This is a genomic window from Pedococcus sp. P2_A3 (assembly GCF_056405035.1).
Genome location: NZ_JBFUCW010000006.1, coordinates 43,026 through 66,349, shown reverse-complemented (window position 1 = coordinate 66,349; position 23,324 = coordinate 43,026). Strand labels below are relative to the sequence as shown.

General features: G+C 71.7%; 23 protein-coding genes. 18 read left to right on the top strand and 5 right to left on the bottom strand.

What is annotated here, in order from left to right:
• Positions 1–23: 23 nt before the first annotated feature.
• From AC1DX8_RS06605 to AC1DX8_RS06595, 3 genes are all read right to left on the bottom strand, one after another.
• On the bottom strand, positions 24–824 hold the full coding sequence (locus tag AC1DX8_RS06605; protein ID WP_477629121.1) for a YqjF family protein: 801 nt from the start codon (positions 822–824) through the stop codon (positions 24–26).
• Between the two features lie 89 nt (positions 825–913).
• Positions 914–1,399, bottom strand: coding sequence for a DUF3515 family protein (locus AC1DX8_RS06600; protein WP_477629120.1), 486 nt, complete (start codon positions 1,397–1,399; stop codon positions 914–916).
• A gap of 13 nt (positions 1,400–1,412) precedes the next feature.
• A complete protein-coding gene (locus AC1DX8_RS06595) occupies positions 1,413–1,646 on the bottom strand; it encodes an Lrp/AsnC family transcriptional regulator (RefSeq protein WP_056884115.1) in 234 nt (77 codons plus the stop codon).
• Between the two features lie 206 nt (positions 1,647–1,852).
• On the opposite strand from AC1DX8_RS06595, the gene thiL reads away from it, so the two are divergent.
• The gene (thiL, locus tag AC1DX8_RS06590; RefSeq protein ID WP_477629119.1) at positions 1,853–2,824 is read left to right on the top strand and encodes a thiamine-phosphate kinase; all 972 of its coding nucleotides are present in this window, start codon (positions 1,853–1,855) and stop codon (positions 2,822–2,824) included.
• 58 nt (positions 2,825–2,882) lie between these two features.
• Here the strand turns inward: thiL and rpmB are convergent, their stop codons facing one another.
• Positions 2,883–3,077 carry a 50S ribosomal protein L28 gene (gene rpmB / locus AC1DX8_RS06585; RefSeq protein ID WP_055814433.1) on the bottom strand — a complete coding sequence of 65 codons (195 nt, stop codon included), beginning with the start codon at positions 3,075–3,077 and terminating at the stop codon, positions 2,883–2,885.
• A gap of 170 nt (positions 3,078–3,247) precedes the next feature.
• Here rpmB and AC1DX8_RS06580 point away from each other — a divergent pair, with 170 nt between their 5' ends.
• The 4 genes from AC1DX8_RS06580 (at position 3,248) to rsmD (ending at position 8,632) form a co-directional block, all read left to right on the top strand.
• Positions 3,248–4,933 (top strand): DAK2 domain-containing protein, encoded by a 1,686-nt coding sequence (locus AC1DX8_RS06580; RefSeq protein ID WP_477629118.1) that lies wholly within the window; start codon positions 3,248–3,250, stop codon positions 4,931–4,933.
• Positions 4,934–4,935: 2 nt separating this feature from the next.
• Entirely contained in the window at positions 4,936–7,182 is a 2,247-nt protein-coding gene (locus AC1DX8_RS06575; protein ID WP_477629117.1) for an ATP-dependent DNA helicase RecG, read from the top strand.
• A gap of 72 nt (positions 7,183–7,254) precedes the next feature.
• Positions 7,255–8,031 carry an alpha/beta fold hydrolase gene (locus AC1DX8_RS06570; RefSeq protein WP_477629116.1) on the top strand — a complete coding sequence of 259 codons (777 nt, stop codon included), beginning with the start codon at positions 7,255–7,257 and terminating at the stop codon, positions 8,029–8,031.
• A gap of 25 nt (positions 8,032–8,056) precedes the next feature.
• Entirely contained in the window at positions 8,057–8,632 is a 576-nt protein-coding gene (gene rsmD, locus AC1DX8_RS06565) for a 16S rRNA (guanine(966)-N(2))-methyltransferase RsmD (protein WP_477629115.1), read from the top strand.
• Between the two features lie 77 nt (positions 8,633–8,709).
• Here the strand turns inward: rsmD and AC1DX8_RS06560 are convergent, their stop codons facing one another.
• On the bottom strand, positions 8,710–9,003 hold the full coding sequence (locus AC1DX8_RS06560; RefSeq protein ID WP_477629114.1) for an iron-sulfur cluster assembly accessory protein: 294 nt from the start codon (positions 9,001–9,003) through the stop codon (positions 8,710–8,712).
• A gap of 145 nt (positions 9,004–9,148) precedes the next feature.
• Between AC1DX8_RS06560 and AC1DX8_RS06555 the strand changes: the two genes are divergently transcribed.
• The 13 genes from AC1DX8_RS06555 (at position 9,149) to AC1DX8_RS06495 (ending at position 23,299) form a co-directional block, all read left to right on the top strand.
• Positions 9,149–9,706 carry a hemerythrin domain-containing protein gene (locus AC1DX8_RS06555; protein ID WP_477629113.1) on the top strand — a complete coding sequence of 186 codons (558 nt, stop codon included), beginning with the start codon at positions 9,149–9,151 and terminating at the stop codon, positions 9,704–9,706.
• A gap of 47 nt (positions 9,707–9,753) precedes the next feature.
• Positions 9,754–10,281 (top strand): pantetheine-phosphate adenylyltransferase, encoded by a 528-nt coding sequence (gene coaD, locus AC1DX8_RS06550; RefSeq protein WP_477629112.1) that lies wholly within the window; start codon positions 9,754–9,756, stop codon positions 10,279–10,281.
• Positions 10,211–12,391, top strand: a complete 2,181-nt coding sequence (locus tag AC1DX8_RS06545; RefSeq protein ID WP_477629111.1) for an acyltransferase family protein — start codon at positions 10,211–10,213, stop codon at positions 12,389–12,391. The genes coaD and AC1DX8_RS06545 overlap by 71 nt, the downstream gene beginning before the upstream one ends.
• Before the next feature lie 137 nt (positions 12,392–12,528).
• Positions 12,529–13,149, top strand: coding sequence for a YceD family protein (locus tag AC1DX8_RS06540; RefSeq protein WP_477629110.1), 621 nt, complete (start codon positions 12,529–12,531; stop codon positions 13,147–13,149).
• A 1-nt stretch (position 13,150) separates the two neighbouring features.
• Entirely contained in the window at positions 13,151–13,345 is a 195-nt protein-coding gene (gene rpmF / locus AC1DX8_RS06535; RefSeq protein ID WP_056922518.1) for a 50S ribosomal protein L32, read from the top strand.
• Between the two features lie 53 nt (positions 13,346–13,398).
• The gene (rnc, locus tag AC1DX8_RS06530; RefSeq protein ID WP_477629236.1) at positions 13,399–14,157 is read left to right on the top strand and encodes a ribonuclease III; all 759 of its coding nucleotides are present in this window, start codon (positions 13,399–13,401) and stop codon (positions 14,155–14,157) included.
• 89 nt (positions 14,158–14,246) lie between these two features.
• Positions 14,247–15,116: a bifunctional DNA-formamidopyrimidine glycosylase/DNA-(apurinic or apyrimidinic site) lyase gene (mutM, locus tag AC1DX8_RS06525; protein ID WP_477629109.1), complete on the top strand. Its 870-nt coding sequence runs from the start codon at positions 14,247–14,249 to the stop codon at positions 15,114–15,116.
• A 69-nt stretch (positions 15,117–15,185) separates the two neighbouring features.
• Complete coding sequence (locus AC1DX8_RS06520; protein ID WP_477629108.1) at positions 15,186–15,482, top strand: acylphosphatase; 297 nt, start codon at positions 15,186–15,188, stop codon at positions 15,480–15,482.
• A 208-nt stretch (positions 15,483–15,690) separates the two neighbouring features.
• Positions 15,691–15,882, top strand: a complete 192-nt coding sequence (locus AC1DX8_RS06515) for a hypothetical protein (RefSeq protein ID WP_344131125.1) — start codon at positions 15,691–15,693, stop codon at positions 15,880–15,882.
• Positions 15,879–16,205: a chorismate mutase gene (locus tag AC1DX8_RS06510; RefSeq protein ID WP_477629107.1), complete on the top strand. Its 327-nt coding sequence runs from the start codon at positions 15,879–15,881 to the stop codon at positions 16,203–16,205. The genes AC1DX8_RS06515 and AC1DX8_RS06510 overlap by 4 nt, the downstream gene beginning before the upstream one ends.
• Positions 16,206–16,464: 259 nt before the next feature.
• On the top strand, positions 16,465–20,037 hold the full coding sequence (gene smc, locus AC1DX8_RS06505; protein WP_477629106.1) for a chromosome segregation protein SMC: 3,573 nt from the start codon (positions 16,465–16,467) through the stop codon (positions 20,035–20,037).
• Positions 20,038–20,108: 71 nt separating this feature from the next.
• Positions 20,109–20,369: a hypothetical protein gene (locus AC1DX8_RS06500; RefSeq protein WP_477629105.1), complete on the top strand. Its 261-nt coding sequence runs from the start codon at positions 20,109–20,111 to the stop codon at positions 20,367–20,369.
• Between the two features lie 245 nt (positions 20,370–20,614).
• Positions 20,615–23,299 (top strand): hypothetical protein, encoded by a 2,685-nt coding sequence (locus AC1DX8_RS06495; protein ID WP_477629104.1) that lies wholly within the window; start codon positions 20,615–20,617, stop codon positions 23,297–23,299.
• Positions 23,300–23,324: the final 25 nt, after the last annotated feature.

Below are 23,324 nucleotides of genomic sequence, written 5' to 3'. Positions count from 1 at the left end.
ACCTGGTCAGACAGGGGCGAAGGTCACCACTCGTCGGGCCGGCTCTCGCCATCCGTACGAGCACGTGGCTCAGTCCGCCGGCGAGGGCGGGCCGCGTCCCCGGGGTAGCCGAACACCGTGTGCACCCCGGGGCTGAACGCCACATGATCGGGCGGCCGCGTCGTCAGGCCGGGTAGACCCGCCGACCTCACCAGAGCGTCATCGAGCGCCAGCACCTGCGCGTCGTGCACCGGCCACGCTTCGTGACGGTTGGGGACGTAGAGGGTCCGACCCCACCAGTGCACGTGCAGGCCCCACCGGGCGCTGAGGAAGTCGTCGAGCGCCGTGCTCTCGCGAAGCGCCCCCACGCGGACCACCACATGGCTTCTCGTCGGACGCGCAGAACGCAGCCGTAGGTCATACGTGTGCACGTCACCGTTCACCTCGTGGCTCATCCGCGCCCAGCGGTAGGGGAGCCCGAACGTGAGCCGCGCACCGATCACCACCGCGGCTCGATCGGCGTCGAGGCTGAGGAACACGATGCCGCGGCGGCCGGTCTCGTCGACCGAGTAGAGCCGGACGTTGGTCTCGAGGAATGACCCCAGGTACGGGACTCCGGGACCACCGCCGATGCCGGCACCGACCATCCGGAACGGAATGAGGCCGACGTACGTCACTCCGTCGAGCGTGTCCGGGCGCACGCCGGGCGGCATCAGGGGGGCGACCGCAGCCGGGTCGACGGCCCAGTGCAGAAAGGTCAGGTCTCGCCAGCTCTGGTTCATCAACAGCGGGCCGCGGAGCTCGGGCGCGTCCCTGGAGACCGGCTCGACGCCGAAGTGGCTCACGTGGCCACCCTAGGCGGAGGCCCGTGGTGACGCGCCCACGACCGACCGCCCGCGGCCCAGTCGCTGCTCAGGCCGGGGCCAGTCGCCGCTCAGTCGCACCTGCGGCCGTTGGTGGGCAACGCCTTCGCGGCGGCTCCGAACGCAGGGAGCAACAGCGGCTCCGGCGCATAGGCATGGGGGACCAGGACCTCGATCGCGGGCTCCCGACCGAAGGTCGTGAACCGCACCCCGTCACTCAGCGACTCGACCACCCAGTAGACGCCGTCGACGTCGAGGCACTCCTTGTCGGTGGGTCCGAGCGCGGGCCAGCCGCAGGTGGCGATGATGGCCGGGTCACCCCAGGCGGCCGCGTCGCCCTTCACCCCGCCGTTGACGTCGACGCCGCGCGGCGACCGACCACCCACCGTGGCCGGCCAGGCCGAGGCGACCGACTCGCACTGGCTCGCGTGCTCCGGGGGAGTGACGTGCACGAGGCTGGAGCAGCCAGAAAGCAGACCACCGGCCACCCCGAGGACGAGGAGGCCGGTGGTCGTGGAGCGCAGTGGGCGCGCTGCCCTCAGGCGGGCGCGGCACACGTCGGTCGAACGCTCAGACGTGGACGACGGTGCAGGTCAGGGTGCGGGTGATGCCCGGCACGTCCTGGATCTTGGCGATGACGAGCTTGCCCAGCTCGTCGACGGTGTTGGCCTCGACGCGCGCGATCACGTCGTACGGACCAGTGACGTCCTCGGCCAGCACCACACCGGCAATACCGGCAATGGCCTCGGCAACGGACGCCGCCTTGCCGACTTCGGTCTGGATCAGGATGTAGGCCTGGACCACCACGTGGCACCTCACACTCTCTGTCAAAGGTTCAGCTGTTACCGGTACGAATGACTGCTGTACGGATCACTGCGGTACGGACTGGGTCTGCACAGGACGTGATGTCCCGCGAGAACTGCACGGCCGGGGCGCGCCTCGGCCACGCCAGACGCTACCGTGCCCGTGTCCCGCCCGTCTCCCCCGACCCGTCACGAGGAGGTCAAGTCATGGTCACGGCAGCACGAACCCTCGCCGATGTCTCCGAGTCCGAGCTCCTGCGACAGATCTTCCCGTTCTTCCCGGCGTCGTCGGCGGTGTCGGTCGGGCCAGGTGACGACGCCGCCGTCCTGCGCACGGGGCCCACCACGGTCGCGACCACCGACTCCATGGTGCGCGGGCGCGACTGGCTCGATGAGTGGTCGAGCGCGGGAGACGTGGCGACCAAGCTGCTCACCCAGAACCTTGCTGACATCGCCGCCATGGGCGCGACCCCGACCGCGATCCTCGTGTCCCTCGTCGCAGACCCCGCGACCTCGCTCGACTGGGCCGTGGAGTTCGCGCGGGTGCTGGGGGAGCGGGCCACCGCCGCCGGCGTGGCCGTGGCGGGTGGCGACCTCTCGTCGGCGCCCGCGGGCGTGCTGATGGTGTCCGTGACCGCGCTGGGCGACCTCGGGGGTCGTCAGCCGGTGCTGCGCAGCGGTGCACGCCCCGGCCACGTCGTCGCGGTCAACGGCTCCCTCGGCCGCTCTGCCGCCGGGCTGGCCCTGCTCCACGGTGGCGCTGACCCCGGCGCCGTCGCCGACGGCATACTCCGCTCGTGCCTGGCCCACCACCTGCGTCCGGTCGCGCCACTGGCAGCCGGGCCCGAGGGGGCGCGGGCTGGCGCCAGCGCCATGATCGACCTGTCGGACGGGCTGCTGCGCGACGGTCACCGCATCGCCGAGGCGAGTGGCGTGCGGCTCGCGTTGTCGCCGACCGGCCTCTACGACGACCAGGCTGCCCTCGAGCCCGTCGTCGGCGGGGCGGCCTGGGAGTGCGTGCTCGCCGGTGGTGAGGAGCACAGCCTGCTCGCCACCTTTCCCGGAGACGTCCCCGACGGCTGGCGCACCATCGGCGTCGTGGAGGCAGGCGACGGCGTCACGCTCGACGGGGTGGTCCAGCAGGCGCGGGGCTGGGACCACTTCCGCAGCCAGACATGAAAGAAGCCGACCTCCCGGCGGGGAGATCGGCTCGTTTCGGTATGCCGCGGGGGCAGGGTCAGCGCTTGACCTTGCCGGCCTTGAGGCACGAGGTGCAGACGTTGAGACGCTTCGGGGTCACACCCGCGTCGCCCACCAGCGCCTTGACGCGCTGGATGTTGGGGTTCCAGCGACGCTTGGTGCGGCGGTGCGAGTGCGAGATGTTGTGACCGAAGCTCGGTCCCTTGCCGCAGACGTCGCAGTTGGCAGCCACGGGTGTTCTCCTGAAATCGATTGGTACAAGAATGGGGTGGTCCCTGGTGTCTCCTCGCGCGGGCACAAGCCAGCGACGTAGAGGTCCACGGGAACCGGTCAAGCGTAGCCGAGGTGTGCCGCAACGGCCAAAACGGGGCTGCTGACGGCGTCTGCGGCTAGCCTGCCACCGTGCTCGAAGCCCTCACCGCCGTGGACGCGAGGCGATGGGCCGTGCTCACCCGCGCTGCCTTCGCGGCACGGCGGGCCGAGATCGACGCGCTCAATGTCTTCCCCGTCCCCGACGGCGACACGGGCACCAACCTCTACCTCAGCCTCGACGCCGCCCTCGACTCCGTGCGCACCGAGCACGAGAAGGCCGGCATCCTCGGGGCGGCCACGCTCGAGCAGGAGTGCTCGGCCCTGGCGCGCTCGCTCCTGCTGACCGCTCGCGGCAACTCCGGGGTCATCCTCAGCCAGCTGGTGCGCGGGTTCGCCGAGGCGATCGCCGAGTCGGGGCTGGAGCAGGCCGGGCCTGAGATCATCGCCGACGGCATGGAGCGGGCGAGCCAGCGTGCCTACGCGAGCGTCACCCGCCCCGCCGAGGGCACGATCCTGACCGTGGCCCGCGCCGCTGCCGAGGCTGGTGCCGCAGCCGTCGGGCACGGGCTGGCCGCGGTGGCCGAGGCCGCCCTCGACGCCGCCACCGAGGCCTTGCGCGCCACGACTGCCCAGCTTCCCGCGCTCGCGCGGGCCGGGGTGGTCGACGCCGGTGCGGCCGGCTACCTGCTGCTGCTCGAGGCGCTCGCCCGGGTCGTGCACCAGGACGGCACCCACGTGGGGGAGCGGATGGAGGTCTTCGCCGACGACTCGATGCGCCGCCGCGAGGACTGGAGCCAGGTCGGCGGAGTGGTCGAGCCGACCGGTGCCGCGGGGGGAGCGCCCACCGGTGAGGGCGACCTCATCCTCGACGGCCCGGCCTACGAGGTCATGTACCTGCTGCGCGACTCCGATGAGGAGCGGGTGGCCACCCTCACCTCGACCCTGGACGGGCTCGGTGACTCGCTGCTGGTGGTCGGAGGCCCCGAGCTGTGGAACGTCCACGTCCACGTGGACGACGTGGGGGCAGCCATCGAGGCGGGCATCGACGCCGGTCGTCCCTACCGCGTGCGCGTCACCCACTTCGAGGACCAGGTCGCTCGCGTGACGCCGGCCGCCAACGTGGCCGTCGTCGCCTGCGCTGCCGGCTCCGGGCTGRCCGAGGTGTTCCAGGAGGCCGGCGCCGTCGTGGTGGCGAGCGGTCCCGGGCGGCGCGCCTCGGCCGGGCAGCTCCTCGATGCCGCACGGTCGGCCCATGCACTGGAGGTGGTGGTCCTCCCCAACGACGGCGACACCGTGATGGCGGCCGAGGCCGCGGCCAGCGCCGCCGAGCAGGAGGGCATCACCCTGCACGTCGTCCGCTCGCGGACCGCCGTGCAGGGCCTGGCTGCGCTCGCGGTCTTCGACGCCGCGGCTTCCGGCTCCCGCAATGCGACCCAGATGTCCCACGCCGCAGCAGCGACCCGGCATGGCGCGGTGGCCGTCGCCAGCAAGCAGGCCCTCACGAGCGCCGGCCCGTGCGAGCCGGGTGACGTGCTGGGTGCCGTGGCCGGCGACGTCGTGATCGTGGGGTCCGACCTCGAGGAGGTGGCCATCGACGTGGTGGCGCGGCTCCTCAGCAGCGGCGGCGAGCTCGTCACCGTGATCGGCGGCGCCGATGCGCCCGAGGGCCTGGCCGAGGCGCTGGGGGAGCGCATCGAGCGGGGTCACCGCGACGTCGAGGTCAGCGTCATCGACGGGGGCCAGCCGCACTACCCACTGCTGCTCGGGGTCGAGTAGGCGTGGTCGACGAGCGCACCAAGCTCGACAAGGTGCTCGGCGTGCGGACTGCCGGCAACCTCGCCAAGCACCGCGACCTCGTGACGGTCGGCGACCTCCTGGAGTTCTGGCCGCGCCGCTACCTCGAGCACACCTCCGACCTGTCCGACCTGCACCTGGGCAAGTACGTCGTCGCCGTCGCCGAGGTGAAGACCGCGGCGACGCGACGGCCCAAGAGCGGGCGCGGCGAGATGCTCACGGTGACGATCACCGACGGTCGCAACGAGGTCGACCTCGTGTTCTTCAAGGCGTGGGGACACAAGGATGCGCTGGTCCCGGGTGTCCGTGCGGTGTTCGCCGGCACGGTCGGGATGTACGGCAAGAGGTGGCAGCTCGCCCATCCCGCCTACCAGAAGGTGGACGGTGACCTCGGCGTGGCCGCCACCGAGCGCGGGCCGATCCCCGTCTACCTCCAGGTCAAGGGGCTGCAGAACTGGACCGTCGCCGAGTGCGTGCGGATCGTCTTCGACCACCTCGAAGACGTGCCCGAGCCGTTGCCTGCCGACCTGCGTAGACGGCACGGGCTCCCCGGCCGGCTCGAGGCCCTGCGCGGCATCCACGTCCCCAAGGCCTACCCCGAGGTGCAGCGGGCCCGGCAGCGCCTGCGCTACGAGGAGGCGCTGGTCTTCCAGACCCTCCTCGCCCAGCGGCGCGCGCGGCAGGCCGCCGACCGCACCGTGGCGCGCACTCCGCGGGCCGGTGGGCTGCTCGCTGCCTTCGACGCCCGGCTGCCGTTCGAGCTGACCGACGGGCAGAAGGCTGTCGGGGCGACCCTCGCCGAGGAGCTGGCCAGGGACGTGCCCATGAACCGTCTGCTGCAGGGCGAGGTCGGCTCGGGCAAGACCATCATCGCGCTGCGGGCCATGCTCGCAGCTGTCGACGCCGGCGGTCAGGCAGCCCTGCTCGCGCCCACGGAAGTCCTTGCGGCGCAACACCATCGCTCGATCACGACGATGCTGGGCGACCTCGCCGAGGGTGGCCTCCTCGGAGGCAGCGACATCGGCACACGCGTCGCCCTCCTGACCGGCAGCCAGCCCACGGCGGCTCGCCGCGCGAACCTCCTCCAGGCAGCCAGTGGCGACGCCGGCATCGTCATCGGCACCCACGCGCTCATCCAGGAGAAGGTGCAGTTCCAGGACCTCGCGCTGGTCGTCGTCGACGAACAGCACAGGTTCGGAGTTGAGCAACGAGATGCATTGCGGGAGAAGGGTTCTCAGCCTCCGCACGTGCTCGTCATGACCGCTACCCCCATCCCTCGCACCGTCACCATGACAGTTTTCGGCGACATGGAGACCTCGACCCTCGCCGAGCTCCCCCGCGGTCGGTCACCCATCGCCACGCACGTCGTGCCCGCCGAACGTGAGGCGTGGGTGCAGCGCACGTGGGAGCGCATCGCCGAGGAGGTGCGCTCCGGTCGCCAGGCCTACGTCGTCTGCCCGCGCATCGGTGACGGCGACTCGCAGGCCGCCGGCTCCGCCGCGTCTCCCGACGAGGAGGAGATCTCCGACGTCTTCGTCCCGTCCGGCGAGGACGGCGAGGACGGCGAGGAGGGCGAGGTCACCGCGCCGCCACGCGAGATGGCGAGCGTGTATGCCGTGGAGTCGGTCCTGCGCGCGAACCCGGCCCTCGCGGGGCTCACGATCGCGGTGCTGCACGGGCGGATGGCTCCCGAGGACAAGGACGCGGTGATGAGTGCGTTCACGACGGGCCAGATCGACGTGCTCGTCTCGACCACCGTCATCGAGGTGGGGGTCGACGTCCCGAACGCCACGGTCATGGTGATCGTCGATGCCGACCGGTTCGGGGTCTCGCAGCTGCACCAGCTGCGCGGCCGCGTCGGTCGTGGGGTCCACCCCGGGCTCTGCCTGCTGATGACGTCGTCCGCGGCAGAGGCGTCGGTCGAACGGCTGCAAGCCGTGGCGGCGACCAACGACGGCTTCGAGTTGGCGCGTCTCGACCTGGAGCTGCGCGGCACCGGTGATGTGCTCAGCGGCCGGCAGAGCGGAGGGGGGCGGTCAGGTCGGGCGATGGGACGCGGGAGCTTCCGGTTCCTGTCGCTGGTGCGTGACGAGGAGGTGATCCTGCAGGCCAGGGAGGACGCCGCCGAGCTGGTCGCCGCCGACCCCGAGCTGGTCGAGCACCCCGAACTCGCTCGGGCGGTGGCCGAGCGGGTCGACGCCGAGCAGGCAGCCTTCCTCGACCGCGGCTGATGCTCCGCCCGTACGCCGGTGCCTCCGAGACAAGGGGGAGCGCTGTCGTGTGGGCGGCAATACGCTCAGTGGATGCTGCTCTCCCATGATGACGAAGGTGCTGGTCCGGCAGTCGTGTTGCTGCATGCGGGGGTGGCTGATCGACGGATGTGGGACGCGATCACGCCGGCGTTGGCCCACACGTTCAGGGTGATCAGACCGGACCTGAGGGGGTTCGGGCAGACGCCACAGCCACCGGGCGCCTACGCGGACGCCGACGACGTGGATGCGCTGCTCCAGCAGCTCGGGGTGACTGACGCGGCGGTCGTGGGCTCGTCGTTGGGGGGCCGCGTGGCGATGGAGCTGGCCACACTGCACCCGGCGCGGGTGTCGTCGCTCGTGCTGTTGTGCGCCGCGTACCGCGGACTGGAGCCGACCGAGTCGGTCAAGGCGTTCGGTGCCGAGGAAGAGCGACTGCTGGAGGCGGGAGATGTCGACGGGGCGGTGGAGCTCAACGTCCGCACGTTCCTGGGGCCGGAGGGTGATGCCGCGGCGCGGGCCCTGCTCACGCTCATGCAGCGGCACGCGTTCGACGTGCAGATCGCGGCCGACCAGGCCGACCCGGGTCCGGAGCCCCGTCGCGTCGAGGTCGACCCGGCGAGCATCGCGGTGCCGACGGTGGTGGTGTCGGGGGCGCACGACCTCGACCACTTCGGCGAGGTGGCCAGGCTGCTGGCCGAGCAGATCCCGGGAGCGGAGCTGGTCGAGCTCGACTGGGCTGGGCACCTGCCGGCTCTGGAGCGCCCAGACACGGTGCAGGCGCTGCTGCTCGACGTGCTCCGCGACGACCCCACGGTGCACGCACCCTGAGGGTTCTCGCTGCTACCTTGCCGCCGTGACGCGGATCATCAGCGGCCGGGCCGGAGGCATGCGGCTGGCCACCCCGGGCGGCTCCGGCACGCGACCCACGAGCGACCGCGTGCGCGAGGCGTTGTTCTCGCGCCTCGAGCACCTCGAGGTGCTGGTGGGTGCCAAGGTCGTTGACCTGTATGCCGGTTCGGGCGCCCTGGGACTCGAAGCCGCCAGCCGCGGTGCGGTGACCGTCCTCCTGGTGGAGTCGGACAAGGCGGCGGCGAAGGTGACCCGACAGAACGCCGACACCCTCGGCATACCGGGGGCAACGGTGCGGCACGCGACGGTGCAGCGCGTCCTCGCCACCCCGCCCTCCGAGCCGCAGACGCTGGTCTTCCTCGACCCGCCCTACGACCTCAGCGAGGAGGCGCTCACCGCTGACCTCACGGCGCTGACGACGGGCGGGTGGCTCGCCCCCGACGCCCTGGTCGTCGTCGAGCGGTCGGCGCGGTCGCCCGAGCCGGCGTGGCCGGACGTGCTCGAGCTCGAGGGTGAGCGCCGCTACGGCGAGACCAAGATCTGGTTCGCCGGGCCGCGGATGCCTGACGTCGTCGCCTGACCCGGGCACGATCACGCCCACACGCGAAGGAGCCCGACCGCGCTGCGGTCGGGCTCCGTCGTCGGTACGCTGGTCGGTCAGACCGCCGGCGCCGAGGGCAGCAGGCTGAACTGCACCCCGCCGGTCTCGTCGACAGCGGCGTCGAGCACCTGGTCGCCCAGCGCCACGGCTGCAGTCTCGTCGAGGTAGACCTTGGCGCCGTCCTGCTCGACGACGGCGTCACCGGGCAGGCCCTGCTCCGCGGTCGTGACGGTCAGGCCGCCGGAGTCGACGCCCTCCTGGCTGAACCGCAGACCGGCGTCCTCGGTGCTGAGGTTCTGGTCGACGAGGGTCTTCACGATCGTGCTGGCGTTCTCGGTCAGGGTGAGCATGTGGCTCTCTCTCCGATGGAGGTCAGGACCCCTCCACCGTGTCGCACCTGTCGAAGGAGACCAAAACGGGTGTCCGATGGGTGGGACCAGCCGCTCCGCCCACTCCCGAGATGTGGCATCAGCGCAGGTGGAGGAGGGTATGCGCATGACGCACTACGAGATCCCCCGCCCCATCGACGGTGACATCGTCGAACTGATCCTCGACGACCACCGCTTGTTCGAAGCCCTCCTGCGTGACCTGCGCGACGCCACCGCCGACCGCGAGGCCGCCCGCACCGCGCTGTCCGCCGTGCTCATCGCCCATGGGGAGGCCGAGGAGGAGAAGGTCTACACGCAGCTCAAGAGCAAGCGCGCGATCACCGCCCACGAGGCGGAGCACGGTGAGGAGGAGCACGCGGAGGGCAACGAGGCCCTGCTGGCGCTCCTGGAGTGCAAGGGCACCGACACCCAGAAGTTCGACGACGCCGTGGAGGAGCTGGCCAAGGCCCTCAACCACCACATCGGCGAGGAGGAGCAGACGATCCTCAACCCGGCCCGTGAGGACGTGTCGGAGAAGGTCCGCCAGGACCTCGGTGTCGCGTGGGCGACCCGCCGGAACGAGCTGCTCGACGAGGGGGCCGGGTCGATCACGAACGTGCGCAAGATCGTGGTCTGCGCCCACAAGGAGGGACTGCTGCCCGCCAGCGAGGAGGAGGACGAGTAGCCGGCACGCGAGTCCGACGGCCACGCACGCGCTGCTAGCGTTCCCGTGTGACCAGTGCTGAGACCACGCAGGCGGGACCCGGGCAGGTGGGGGCCCGCCGCTGCGTGTGCCCGGGCTCCTACGACCCGGTGACGCTCGGGCACGCCGACGTGATCCGGCGAGCCGCGGCCCTCTACGACGAGGTCGTCGTGGCGGTCCTGCACAACCCGGCCAAGCGCGGCACCTTCACCCCCGAGGAGCGACGCGACCTCATCGTCGACTCGTGCGGTGACCTCGACAACGTCCGCGTCGAGCTCTTCGCCGGCCGCCTCCTCGTCGACGTCGCCCGAGAGGTCGGCGCGAGCGCGATCGTCAAGGGCCTGCGCGGCGGCACCGACTTCGCCTACGAGCTGCCGATGGCCCTGATGAACCGCCACCTCACCGGGATCGAGACCGTCTTCCTCCCCGGTGACCCGAGCCTCGAACACATCTCGAGCTCGCTGGTCAAGGAGGTCGCGGCCCACGGTGGCGACATCTCGGGGCTGGTCAGCGATCGCGTGCGGGACGCGCTGCTGGCCCGCCTCCAGGAGCGGTGACCTGACCTCGACGGACCCCCGGACGCCCCGCTTCCGGCCCGACATCGAAGGGCTGCGCGCCGTCGCCGTCCTGCTCGTGGTGCTCTACCACGCGGGACTGCCGCTCCCGAACGGCTTCCTCGGCGTCGACGTCTTCTTCGTCATCTCGGGCTTCCTCATCACGGGCATCCTGGTGCGTGAGCTGGTCACGACCGGCACGATCCGCTGGACCCGGTTCGTCGGCCGACGCATCCGCCGCCTGTTGCCGGCCGCGATCCTCGTCCTGGTGGTGACCGCGCTGGTGGCGTGGTTCGTCGTGCCCGGGCTCCGGCGCCGCGACATCGGCTCCGACGTCGCCGGGGCCGCGCTCTACGTCGTGAACTGGGTCTTCGCGCACCGCGCCGTCGACTACCTCGCCTCCGACAGCATCCCCTCGCCGGTGCAGCACTTCTGGTCGCTCGCGGTGGAGGAACAGTTCTACGTCGTGTGGCCCCTCGCCCTGATCGCCCTGGCCCTGGTCCTGAGGCGGCTGGGCCGGCGACCCGGGCCGGCCGTCGTCGGCGGGATCCTGGGCGCGATCGCCGTGCCGTCCTTCGCGTATGCCGTGTGGCTGGGTCAGGTCGACCCCGACAGCGCGTACTTCGTGACCACGACGCGGGCCTGGGAGCTGGGCGTCGGTGCGGCGCTCGCGGTCTGGTGCGCAGTGCGGGAGACGAGCAGCCGGCACACCGACGCCCCGTCAGGCGGGGGAGGCGGCCCTCGCCCGGTGCCGTGGGCCGTGCTCGGCTGGGTCGGGCTCGCGGCGGTGCTCGGGTCCACAGCCTGGCTGCCGGCAGGCGCGACCACTCCGGGGCCCTGGACGCTCGTGCCGACGCTGGGGGCGGCGGCCGTGCTCCTTGCCGGCTGGTCAGGGGCGCCCGGCGGGCCGGTGCGGGTGCTCGGCAGCGCGCCGATGGTCTGGCTCGGGGCTCTCTCGTACTCGATCTACCTCTGGCACTGGCCGGCAGTGGTGCTGACCGAGTGGGCGTTCGACGGGATCACGACCACCCAGCGTGTGCTCGTGCTGGCCGTGTCGCTGGTCCCGGCCTGGGTGAGCCACCGGTTCCTCGAGAGCCCGATCCACCACAGTCGCGCGCTTGCCGCGCGCACCCGTCCGGTGCTCGCCCTGGGGGTCGCGCTCTCGGCCGTGGGCGCGCTCGCGGCGCTGCCGCTGGTGCAGGCGTCGTCGCCGTTCCGCACCACGCCCGTCGCCGGTGCGCGCCCCTCGGTCGACAGGTTGGGTGCCTCGACGCTCTCGTCACCGCCGAGCACCGATCCCGCGAGGTATGCCGTCGACGACTGGGAGTGGCTCACCCCCGACCCCCAGCTCGCGGGCGAGGACCGCCCGTCGGCCGACGTGGACCGGTGCCAGGTGGACCGGCTCGCGGAGGAACCGGTGGCCTGCGAGTTCGGGGTCGCCGACGGCCCGACCACGGTGGCGCTCGTGGGCGACTCCAAGGCCATGCAGTGGCTGCCGGCGCTGGAGCGGCTGGCTCCCGGCCGCGGCTGGCGGATCGTGACGTACGGCAAGTCCTCGTGCGCATGGGCGGCGGGGCACGCCCAGAACGAGGGCCGCCCCTACCCGGCCTGCGACGAGTGGAACCGGCGGGTCTTGGACCGGTTGCGCGCCGACCCACCGGACCTCCTGCTGACCTCCGGGTATGCCGGGTCGGCGTGGGACGGTGCGCATGCCACCCGGGCGGCCCTGGTCTCCGGCCTCGCAGCCCGCTGGTCACAGCTGCGCGACGCCGGGGTGCCCGTCGTGGCGCTGGGGGACAGCCCCCTGTCGCCCGATGACCTCGACGTCTGCACCGCCCGCCACCCCCACGAGCTGAGCCGGTGCGCCTTCGACCGCGACCCTGCCGTGGCCGGGAGCGGGCTGCCCGCCCAGCGCGCGGCCGCGGCGTCGTCCGGGACCCCGCTGGTCGACCTCACGGCGTGGATCTGCCCGGTGGCGAGCTGCCCGGTGGCCATCGGCAACGTGTCGATCCACCGCGCCGGTGACCACCTCACCGCCACCTACGTCCGCACCCTGGCCCCGGTGCTGGGGGAGGCCCTCGAGCGCGCCGTCCCGTCCGTTGTGACACGCTGAACCCACCGGCACGGGCACACCCGACGGCGGCGGCATACCCGCGCATTTGGGGGAGTGGCCCGCGCTCCGGTAATCTCGTGCGTCGGTCTTGTCCTCGCCCGAGGTGAAGTCCGAGTCACTCGACGTCTGCTGGAGCCATGGAACACCTGAACCCCCGATCGCCGCTGGTCTTCGACACCACGGACCTCGGTCGGCGACCCGGTTCCATGGAACGCCTCCAGCGCACCGTCGAGGCACCTGCCGACTTCGGCACGGACGTCATCGCGGTCCCGGAAGGGTCCCCGATCGAGCTGGAACTGCGGCTCGAGTCCGTCGTTGAGGGCGTGCTGGTCACCGGCTCGGCCCGAGCCACGGCAACCGGCGCCTGCGTGCGGTGCCTGGATCCCGTCAGCCACGAGGTTGACGGCCAGTTCCAGGAGCTGTTCGCCTACGCCGATCGCGCGGCCCACCACCGTGAGGTGGGCGCGGACGACGACGAGACCGAGGAGCACGTGCTGGAGGGCGACCTGTTCGACCTCGAGCCCGTGCTCGTGGACACGGTGGTGCCTGCACTGCCGTTCCAACCCGTGTGCCGGGAAGACTGTCCGGGCCTGTGCTCCGAGTGTGGGGCCCACCTGGCTGACGACCCCGAGCACCACCACGAAGTGCTCGACCCCCGATGGGCCGCGCTCACCGCGCTGTCCGCCGAAAGCACCCCCAGGCCGGGCAACACCGGTCTGGGCGACCACCAGAGCAACACCGAAGAGAAGAGGAACTGACGTGGCTGTCCCGAAGCGGAAGACGTCGCGCTCCAACACCCGTTCGCGTCGTGCGAACTGGAAGGCGACGGCGACCACGCTCACCACGTGCCCCCAGTGCAAGGCTGCCATGCAGCCGCACATCGCCTGCCCGTCCTGCGGCACGTACAAGGGTCGGCACTACACGCCGGCCGAGCGCACCGAGCACCAGGGCTGAGCCGGTCTGATCCTCGCGTGAGTGCCACTCAGTCCCCCAGTGGGGACAGCGCGATGCGGCGGCCCGTCGACGACTTCGTCCAGCACCTCACCGAGGTGGTGGACGGAACGATCGACGAGTCGCTGCTTCTGCGTGCCCTCACGCACCGCTCGTACGCGTACGAGAACGGCGGCCTGCCCAACAACGAGCGCCTCGAGTTCCTCGGCGACTCCGTCCTCGGGCTGGTCGTCACCGACACCCTCTACGCCACGCACCCCGACCTGCCCGAGGGCCAGCTCGCGAAGCTGCGCGCCGCGGTGGTCAACATGCGTGCGCTCGCCGACGTGGCCCGCACCCTGGGCCTCGGGGACCACGTGATGCTGGGCCGTGGTGAGGAGAGCACGGGAGGCCGCGACAAGGCCTCGATCCTCGCCGACACCATGGAGGCCGTCATCGGGACGGTCTACCTGTCGTGCGGCATGGCCGCCGCCGCGCGCCTGGTCCACCACCTCCTCGACCCGCTGATGGCCGCGAGCGCCACCCTCGGCGCCGGGCTGGACTGGAAGACGAGCCTCCAGGAGCTCTCGGCCGCGACGGCCAAGGGTGTGCCGGAGTACCGCGTGGACGAAGAGGGCCCCGACCACGAGAAGACCTTCCACGCCCGCGCCGTCGTCGGCGACGAGGTGCTGGGGGCCGGCAGCGGCCGGTCGAAGAAGGAAGCCGAGCAGCGCGCGGCCGAGCTGGCCTGGCGGGCCCTCACTGCGCGGGCCACCGACCTCGCCCACGCGCCGGCCGCGGCCGACGAGGACGCCGTGGCGGGTTCGCCCTCGTAGGTGAGACCCCGGCATACCGACCTCGGTCGAGCCGAGTGGCAGGGATGTCGGCCTCGCATGCTTGAGTTGCCCCATGCGTGAGTGGCCCCATGCCTGAGCTCCCCGAGGTCGAGGTGGTGCGGCGCGGTCTGGCCGACCACGTGGTCGGGCGCACGATCGCGGTCGCAGAGTTCCGCGGCGAGCGGGTGGCCCGCCGGCACCTGCCCGGTCCGCTCGACCTCGCCGCCCAACTCGCGGGCAACCACATCGAGGAGGCGCGTCGACGCGGCAAGTACCTGTGGCTGGTGCTGCGTGCCCCTGACGGCCACCGCCAGGGCCTGATCGCGCACCTCGGCATGAGCGGTCAGCTGCTCGTCGAGGGGTCGGACGCGCCGGAGGAGAAGCACCTGCACGCGCGGTTCACCTTCGCCGACGACGGGCTCGAGCTGCGGTTCGTCGACCAGCGGACGTTCGGCGGGATGGCCCTGGCCGAGCTCACCGACGACCTCGTCCCGGAGACCATCGCCCACATCGCCCCCGACCCCTTCGAGGCGGCCTACGACCAGGCCGCCGTCGTGCGGCGGATGAAGTCGCGCGACTCCGCGGTGAAGCGGGCGCTGCTCGACCAGACCCTCGTCGCCGGGATCGGCAACATCTACGCCGACGAGGCGCTCTGGCGGGCACAGGTGCACGGCGAGCGGCTCTGCTCCTCGCTGACCAAGCCGACCCTGTCACGGGTGCTCGACCACGCCCACGACGTGATGCTGGCGGCGCTGGGGGAGGGCGGGACGAGCTTCGACGCGTTGTACGTCAACGTCAACGGGGCCTCCGGCTACTTCGACCGGTCGCTGCACGCCTACGGGCAGGAGGGTCGCCCGTGCGACCGCTGCGGCACGCTGATCCGCCGCGAGGCCTTCATGAACCGCTCGTCGTTCTCGTGCCCGCGGTGCCAGCCGCGGCCCCGTCCGCGTCGCGGCTGACCCTCGTGCGCCCCGCGGCTGACAGCAGGGGGCCAGCGGTTGTACAACTGAACCGAGAGGGTGGTGCAGATGGATCACAACGGTCCCGTCCGGGCGGTCGTCTGGGTGCACGGTCGGGTGCAGGGCGTCGGGTTCCGCTGGTGGACCCGCGCGAGGGCGCTGGAGCTCGGGCTCGTCGGCCACGCCCGCAACGCCGGTGACGGCCGCGTCGAGGTGGTCGCCCAAGGAGACGAGGAGCGCATCCGTGAGCTCGTCGCGCTGATCGAGGAGCGCCCCTCTCAGCACCTGCGCCCCGGCGACGTCGAGCAGTGCGTGACCACGTGGGGTTCTCCCAGGGACGGTCTGGTCGGGTTCGTGGAGAAGTGATGGCCCCGAGAAGTGACGGCGTCGAGAAGCGACGGCGGAAAGGCGTCGGCTGGAGGTGACCCGGGTCGGGGCGGTTTGCGCCCAGTGGCATTGACCGGCTGTGGTCCGGATGTCACTCTGAGAGATGCCCGGACCTGAAGCCGGATGAGATCCCGGCACGGGCACCCCGCACGACGCGACCCCCGACGTCTGCGGAGAAGGAGTCGACATGGCCAAGGCCCTGGTGGGCTATCGCGTGGCGTCTGACCCGCGACTGATGCTCGAGACCATCGAACTGCGTCGCCGGGTGCGGGACCTCGAGTTCCTCGTCGACAGGCTGCAGCGCGACAACGACAAGCTGCGTGAGGAAGTGAGACAGCCCGACGCCGTCGCGGCGGGCGTGCCTACGATTGCCGGGTGAGCTCGACCGCACCGACGCCCGGTTCGCCTCGTTCGACCGGTTCGACCCCTGACGATCTGTTGCGCCTTCGCGCGAGCATCGACAACATCGACGCGGCCCTGATCCACCTGCTCGCCGAGCGGTTCAAGTGCACCCAGCAGGTGGGTCAGCTGAAGGCGCGCGAGGGTATGCCGCCCGCTGACCCTGCGCGCGAGGAGTCCCAGATCGCGCGGCTGCGCGACCTCGCCGACCAGGCCGGGCTCGACCCGACGTTCGCCGAGAAGTTCCTCAACTTCGTGATCGCCGAGGTCATCCACCACCACGAGGCCATCGCCGGCTCCTGACGCCCGGGACTTGTTGCGTCCCGGTGGTCACCGGCCCGCCGGATCGGGGGTCCGGTGACGACCTGCGCGCAACAAGTGCGGGAGGGGCGCTCGCGGCATACCTCTGGCGCCACTTCTGTCACACGAAGCACAGGCAACGCAGGGCGACGGAAGGTGCCGGGGGCACGCACGGACCGCGGGTAGGGTGGCCCACGCACAGACAGCCCCGGCAGCCAGCCCGCCGGACAGCCCCCGCATCTCACCAGGAGCCGACCCGCTCGTGTACGTCAAGAGCCTCACCCTGAAGGGCTTCAAGTCCTTCGCCTCGGCGACCACGATGCGTCTCGAGCCGGGCATCACCTGCATCGTCGGGCCCAACGGCTCGGGCAAGTCCAACGTCGTCGACGCGCTCGCGTGGGTGATGGGGGAGCAGGGCGCCAAGAGCCTGCGCGGCGGCAAGATGGAGGACGTCATCTTCGCCGGCACGTCCGGTCGGGCACCGCTGGGCCGCGCCGAGGTCGCGCTCACCATCGACAACACCGACGGCGCGCTCCCGATCGACTACACCGAGGTCACCATCGCGCGGACCATGTTCCGCAACGGCGGCTCCGAGTACGCCATCAACGGCACGTCCTGCCGGCTGCTCGACGTCCAGGAGCTGTTGTCCGACTCCGGCATCGGGCGCGAGATGCACGTCATCGTGGGCCAGGGTCAGCTCGACGCCGTGCTGCGGGCCACCCCCGAGGAGCGTCGCGGCTTCATCGAGGAAGCGGCGGGGGTCCTCAAGCACCGCAAGCGCAAGGAGAAGGCGCTGCGCAAGCTCGAGTCGATGGAGGCGAACCTCACCCGGGTCAACGACCTCACCGGCGAGATCCGCCGTCAGCTCGGCCCGCTCGGGCGCCAGGCCGAGGCGGCTCGCAAGGCCGCCGTCATCCAGGCCGACGCCCGCGACGCCCGCCTCCGCCTCCTCGCCGACGACCTCGTCCAGCTGACCTCGACCCTCGAGCAGGAGGTCGCCGACGAGACCGCCCTGGTCGCCAAGCGCACCGAGGTCGAGGAGGGGCTGGCCACGTTGCGCAGCCGGCTCGCCACCCTCGAGCAGCAGGCCCAGGACGCCGCGCCCGAGCTGGCCCGGGCGCAGGAGCGCTGGTTCAGCCTCCAGCAGCTGCGCGACAAGCTGACCTCCACCGAGTCCCTCGCCGCCGAGCGGGTGCGGCTCCTCAGCCAGGACACCAACGACGAGCAGACCTCCGGCCGCGACCCCGAGGAGCTGCGTGCGCAGGCCGCCGAGGCCCGCAAGCAGGAGGAGGCCCTGCTCGCCGAGGTCGCCGAGGCCAAGGCCGAGCTCGCGCTCGCCGTCGCGGCTCGCGAGGCCGCCGAGCAGGCGTATGCCGCGGAGCAGCAGCGCCTCCAGCGCCTCGCCCGGGCGGCTGCTGACCGTCGGGAAGGGCTGGCCAAGCTCGCCGGGCAGGTGGGTGCCCGCCGCAGCCGCCTCGAGGCGGGGGAGGCCGAGATCGGCCGTCTGCGCGGGGTCATCGAGCAGTCGCTCCAGCGGGCCGCCGCGGCCGAGCAGGAGTTCCGCACCCTCGAGGCCTCCGTGGCCGTCGACGAGGAGGGGGAGGAGGGACTCGACTCCGCCTACGAGAAGGCCGCCGCCGTCCTCGAGCAGGTCGAGGCCGAGGTCGAGCAGCACCGCGAGGCCGAGCGCCTCGCCGAGCGCGACCGCACCAGCGGCACCGCCCGGCTCGAAGCCCTGGAGCTGAGCCTGTCCCGCAAGGACGGCGCCGCCACCCTGCTGGCCGCCGCCGACTCCCGCCACGGGATCGTCGGCTCGGTCGCGTCGCTGCTCCAGGTCAAGGGCGGCCACGAGGCCGCCATCGCCGCGGCCCTCGGCTGGGCCGGCGACGCCCTTGCCGTCGAGTCCGTCGACCACGCCGCCGCCGCACTGTCCACCTTGCGCGCAGACGATGCCGGACGCGCCGCGTTCCTCGTCGGGCAGACCGCCAGGTCCAGCGACCCGTCCACGTGGCCGGCGCTCGAGGGGTCGGCGGTCTGGGCCCGCGAGGTCGTCGAGGCCCCCGCCACCGTGCGACCGGCCGTCGAGCAGCTGCTCGACCGGGTCGCGCTCGTCGCCGACCCGGCCCTGGCGGCTGCCCTGGTGTCCCGCGGCGAGGGGATCACCGCCGTCACGACCGACGGCGACGTGTTCGCGCCCGGCTTCGTCCGTGGTGGCAGCAGCAGCGCCCCCAGCCTCATCGAGATCCAGTCGGCGGTCGACGAGACCCGCGACCGCGTGGCGGACGCGACGCGTCGCGGCGAGCAGGCCCGGTTCGCGCTCACCGCAGCCCAGGAGCGCCACCGCGCCGCGAACGAGGACGTGGAGGCCGCCCTCGAGCGGCTGCACGACTCCGACGCCAAGATGGCGGCCGTGGCCGAGCGCCTCGGCCACCTCGGAGCCACCGTCCGCTCGGCCAAGGCCGAGGCCGAGCGCACTGAGCGCACCATCGCCGACGCCACGGCAGCCCTCGAGAGCGACCGGGTTGAGCTGGCCGAGCTCACCGAGCGCCTCGAGGAGGCCAGTGCGGAGCCGACCGAGTCGCAGGACCCGAGCACCGACGAGCGCGACCGGCTGGAGCTCGAGGCGAGCCGCGGTCGCACCGCGGAGACCGAGCTGCGCCTGACGCTGCGCACCAAGGAGGAGCGCGGCCGCGCCCTGAAGGGTCGTGCCGACTCCCTCGAGGGAGCGGCCCGCAACGAGCTCGCCGCCCGTCAGCGGCTCGCCGCGCGTCAGGAACGCCGCAAGCGTGAGGCCACGGTCGCCGAGGCCGTGCGCCGTGGGGCTGCCTACGCGTCGACGCTGATCGCCGACGCGCTCGACACCGCATCACGTCAGCGCGCCAGGGCGGACCAGGAGCGCACGGAGCGCGACCAGGCGCTGACCCAGGTGCGCCGGGAGGTCTCCGTCCTGCAGGACGACCTGCGCGAGCTCACCGACACCGTCCACCGTGACGAGGTCGCCCGCACCCAGCAGCGGCTGCGGATCGAGGCCATGCAGGCCAAGGCCGTCGAGGAGCTGGGCATCGACCCCGAGGCCCTGATGGAGGAGTTCGGCCCGCACCAGCTCGTCCCGTTCGTGGCCGGACCGGACGACGACCCCGACGCCCTGCCCGAGCCGGCGCCGTTCGTGCGCGACGTCCAGGAGAAGCGGCTCCGCAAGGCCGAGCGTGCCCTGGGCGCCCTGGGCCGCGTGAACCCGCTCGCACTGGAGGAGTTCGCCGCGCTCGAGGAGCGCCACAAGTTCCTCACCGAGCAGCTCGAGGACCTCAAGAAGTCGAAGCGTGACCTGCTCGACATCGTCCGCGAGGTCGACGAGCGGGTCGAGCGCGTGTTCACCGAGGCCTTCCACGACACGGCTGCCCAGTTCGAGCAGGTCTTCGGCCGGCTCTTCCCCGGGGGCGAGGGGCGCCTCACCCTGACCGACCCGGGCAACATGCTCACCACGGGCATCGAGGTCGAGGCCCGGCCGCCCGGCAAGAAGATCAAGCGCCTGTCGCTGCTCTCCGGCGGCGAGCGGTCGCTCGTGGCGGTGGCCCTCCTGGTCTCGATCTTCAAGGCTCGGCCCAGCCCCTTCTACATCATGGACGAGGTGGAGGCGGCGCTCGACGACGCCAACCTCGGGCGCCTGATCACCCTCTTCGAGGAGCTGCGCGACTCCAGCCAGCTCATCGTCATCACCCACCAGAAGCGCACCATGGAGGTCGCCGACGCCCTGTACGGCGTGTCCATGCGTGGTGATGGTGTGACCACTGTGGTGTCGCAGCGCATCCGGGACGTGGCCGCCCAGAGCGCGTAGCGCCGCCAGAGGGCAGCGCGGGGGCGCGCGTCGATTTGAGCATTCAGGGGCAGGCAGGGCACCCTTGAAGCATGGTCCCCCTCATCATCGGCATGCTCATCTGCGTCGCACTGGCGGTGGCCGTCGTCGCGGTGGTCGCCATCCCGGCGCGACGCGAGGGTCGAGAGCTGCTGTCGCCGCAGGGCGAGGAGCTCGTGGCCGTCGTCAAGGAGAAGACCGCCTCGACGCTCGAGACCACCAGCGAGGCGATCGTCACCGCCAAGGACAAGGTCGCCGACACCATCACCCCGGGCGCGTCCGCCGACGAGATCGGCAAGCACCGCGCCAGCTGACGCCCACCTGTCGGCGCCGCCGCGCCGCGCGCCGCCCCCCACGCCGCCCTCCCACGTGAGCCGCTCCCCGACGACGGGGCGCGGCTCTCGTCGTGGTGTCTCCGCAGGTCAGTGAACGTGTTAACAGCCGACCCATGACATTTGTCATGGGTCGGCCCTGCGCCGACGACCATGCTGAGCGACAGCCCCGAACCGGGGCCCTCTGGCCCCGAACCGGGGGCCCTTTTCATGAGGGAGTAACGCGGATGGCATCACTCACGTCCCGCACGCGCCGCATCATCGCCGGTGGCTGCGGACTGGCCCTGGTCGTCGGCGCTGCCGGCGGGTTCGTCGGCCGACACGAGCTCAACGAAGCCTGGCTGAAGTACCAGTGGCGGGATCGGCACTACAACGCCGCCGTCATGGAGAAGGCCCTGATGATCGCTGGGGGCAACCCGACCGAGGCCCAGAACGAGTCCAAGGAAGCCGTGACGATCGCGGAGCAGTTCGCGCAGGCACGTACTGCTCCCGGCATCGTCGCACCCGGCGCGTACGGCAACGCCTTCACCCAGATCCAGGGGCTGAGCCACTCGCCCGGCACCTGGAAAGAGGTCACCCGCGTCCCCTACAACGCCGACGACCCGCGCTACCGCGACTACTACTCGAACTCCTCCGGCGGTGCCGGCCACGTGACCGGCCGGGTGACCGGCCTGGCAGCCGACAATGCCGACCACGTGTATGCCGCGGGGGCCGACGGCGGCGTGTGGCGTTCCTCCCAGGGCGGCGGCGCGTGGACCTCGATCGCCGACACCCTGCCATCGCTCAGCGGCGGCGACCTCCAGCTCGCCGGCGACGGCTCGCTGTGGTTCGCGACCGGGGAGTCGAACACGGGTGCCACCTCGTTCGTGGGCGCCGGGGTCTACCGGCTCGGCACCCCGACCACCTCCTCGTTCGCCCCGACCGACCGGGTCGGTGGCAAGGAGCTCGAGTCCACCACGATCGGCCGGATCCGGTTCGGCGGCTCGACCGTCTTCGCCGCGACCAACCGCGGCATCTGGTACCACGCCGCCGGGACCAAGGCCGGTGCCTGGACCTTCGGCTTCGCCCCCAACCCCTCGTGGATGCCGGAGATCAAGGACGACGCGGGCAACGTGCTCGTCCAGCCCGGGTCGAACTGGGGAGGCGACACCGCCTCCGGACCCACCAACGCGGCATACAAGAACATCGTCAACGACATCGCGGTGGACCCGAAGAACCCCAAGCACGTCGTGGCGGCCATCGGCTGGCGCTCCGGTGACACCTACAACGGGTTCTACGAGACCAATGACTTCACCACCGGACCCTCGGGCTGGCACAAGCTCTCGGTGACCCTCGGCGGCATCACGAACACCTCCGACGTGGGCTACACGACGTTCGCGTTCAGCAAGACCGGTGACCGGCTCTATGCCCTCGTGCAGCAGCCGAGCAAGATCGCCGGCTCGTCCTCGCTGGCCGGCATCKTCGTCTCCAAGACCGGGTCACCCACCGGGCCGTGGAACAAGATCGCTGACGCCGCGCAGCTGCACAACAGCGGCTCGGCGCTCGACCGCAAGGGCTACGGCGTGGGCGTGCAGGCCTGGTACAACCAGTTCCTCACCGTCGACCCGGCGAACCACGACCACGTGTGGGCCGGGCTGGAGGAGGTCTTCGAGACCAAGGACGCCGGCAGCCACTGGTCGGCCGTGTCGCCGTACTGGAACTTCGGCTTCCCCTGCTGGAGCTACGACGACTCCGCCAACAAGTGCCCTCTCGCGGGGCACCCCGACCAGCACTCGGTCGCAGTAGGCACCCGCGACGGCGTGCCGGTCGTGTTCTTCGGCAACGACGGCGGTGTCTACCGCCGCCCGGTCAACGGCAGCGTCAACGCCAACGGCAACGCCACCGACCTCGAGTCAACCTCGACCGACGGCACGCTCGACGCGCTGCAGTACTACTCGGCCTCCGTCGGCCGGGACACGCAGGGCGGCATGGTCGTCTCTGGCGGGCTCCAGGACAACGGGGTCTCGAACCTCCGCAAGGTGGCTTCGAACGGCACCAACGGTGACACCGAGATGGGCTCGAACTTCGGCGGAGACGGTGGCGACGGCGCGGCCGACCCGCGTCAGGGCTGCAACCAGCTGCAGGAGTACGTCTACCTGGCCGTCGAGGTCACCAACAACTGTGCGACGAACCCCAACTCGACGATCAACCAGGGCACGGCCACGACGTGGTCGATCGACCCGGGTGACCCCAACCCGCGGTTCATCGCCCCCGTCGCCCTCGACGCTGGCAACCCGGACACGGCCATCCTCGGCGGGCAGTACGTCTACACCGTCCCGAACGTCTGGGCCGCGCGTGACGCCTCGGCGGTCAAGAAGGCCTTCGACCTCGGTGCGGGACACTCGGCCACGGCCGTCTCGATGCAGGACGGCATCGCCTACGTGTCGTGGTGTGGACCATGCAACAACGCCGGGTTCACCCGGGGCATCGCGACCAACGCGGGCGGGCAGTGGCACCAGCTGACGCTGGCGTCGAGCTTCCCGAACCGGTTCGTCCAGGGCCTGACCATCGACCCGACCAACACTCAGCACGCGTATGCCGCGATCAACGGCTTCTCGCGCAGGTTCACCGAGGGCCCGGGTGCCGGAGTCGGACACCTCTACGAGACGACCGACGGCGGAGCCAACTGGACGGACACGAGCGGCAACCTGCCGGACGTGCCCGCGAGCTCCGTCAAGCAGCTGGCCAACGGAGGGGTGGTCCTCGGCACCGACCTGACCACCTTCTACCGCGCCAAGGGTGCGACGACCTGGCAGGTGCTCGGCACCGGTCTTCCGCTCACGGTCGTGATGGACCTCGAGTCCGCACCTGACGGCAACCTGTACGCCGCCACGCACGGACGCGGCATCTGGAGCATCCCGGCGCCGCAGTAGCGGGAACCTGATGGTCGAGGTGGGC